Source organism: Azospirillum sp. RU38E, assembly GCF_900188385.1.
Taxonomy (GTDB): Bacteria; Pseudomonadota; Alphaproteobacteria; order Azospirillales; family Azospirillaceae; genus Niveispirillum.
This window is the reverse complement of sequence record NZ_FZOI01000062.1, coordinates 1-1,430: the sequence shown is the minus strand read 5'-3', so window position 1 is coordinate 1,430 and position 1,430 is coordinate 1. Positions and strand designations below refer to the sequence as shown.

Genomic DNA, 1,430 nt, shown 5'->3' with positions numbered 1-1,430 from the left:
GCGTTGGATGCGAGGCTGCCTTGGCTGATGGCGTAGGTACCGACATTCTCACCCGCGGCCCGGTCGAGGGCGCCGGAGAGCACCCCCGAGGCGCTGTCGCCACGCTTGAGGCCGGAGACGCTGTAGCTCAAGGCCGGATCGGCATCGCCGTAAACCCGGCTGATGGCGTTGGCCGTTACGGTCAAGGCCGCCGGCGTGATGCTGAGCGTCGAGCCCGTCACGCTCAGCGTGTAATTGGCGTTGGATGCGAGGCTGCCTTGGCTGATGGCGTAGGTACCGACATTCTCACCGGCAGCCCGGTCGAGGGTACCGGAGAGCACCACCGCCGCGCTGTCGCCCCGCTTCAGGCCGCTGACGCTGTAGCTCAAAGCCGGGTCGGCATCGCCGTAAACCCGGTTGACGGCATTGGCTGTGACGGTCAAGGCCGCCGGCGTGATGCTGAGCGTCGAGCCCGTCACGCTCAGCGTGTAATTCGCGTTGGATGCGAGGCTGCCTTGGCTGATGGCGTAGGTACCGATATTCTCACCCGCTGCCCGGTCCAGGGCGCCGGTGAGAACCGCTGTGGCGCTGTCGCCGCGCTTGAGGCCGGAAACGCTGTAGCTCAAAGCCGGATCGACATCGCCGTAAACCCGGCTGATGGCGTTGGCCGTTACGGTCAAGGCCGCCGGGGTGATGCGGAGGGTCGAGCCCGTTATGCTCAGCGTGTAATTGGGGTTGGACGCAAGGCTACCCTGGCTGATGGCGTAGGTACCGACATTCTCACCGGCAGCCCGGTCGAGGGTGCCGGACAGAACCGCCGTGGCGCTGTCGCCCCGCTTCAGACCGGAAACGCTGTAGCTCAAGGCCGGGTCGGCATCGCCGTAGACCCGGCTGACGGCATTGGCCGTTACGGTCAGGGCCGCCGGGGTGATACTGAGGGTCGAGCCCGTCACGCTCAGCGTGTAATTCGCGTTGGATGCGAGGCTGCCTTGGCTGATGGCGTAGGTACCGACATTCTCCCCCGCTGCCCGGTCGAGGGTGCCGGACAGAACCGCCGTGGCACTGTCACCCCGCTTCAGACCGGCAACGCTGTAGCTCAAAGCCGGGTCGGCATCGCCGTAAACCCGGCTGATGGCGTTGGCCGTTACGGTCAAGCCCGCCGGCGTGATGCTGAGCGTCGAGCCCGTCACGCTCAGCGTGTAATTCGCGTTGGATGCGAGGCTGCCTTGGCTGATGGCGTAGGTACCGACATTCTCACCCGCCGCCCGGTCGAGGGCGCCGGAGAGAACCGCCGTGGCGCTGTCGCCACGCTTCAGACCGGAAACGCTGTAGCTCAAGGCCGGGTCGGCATCGCCGTAAACCCGGCTGATGGCGTTGGCCGTTACGGTCAAGGCCGCCGGCGTGATGCTGAGCGTCGAGCCCGTCACGCTCAGCGTGTAATTGGCGTTGGA

Annotated in this window: 1 protein-coding gene; it reads right to left on the bottom strand. The window is 66.2% G+C overall.

Features of this window, described 5'->3' with window-relative positions; all coding sequences use genetic code 11:
* The coding region (locus CHB97_RS26580) for an MBG domain-containing protein (RefSeq protein WP_305764493.1) at positions 1-1,430 on the bottom strand (1,430 nt) is incomplete at both ends.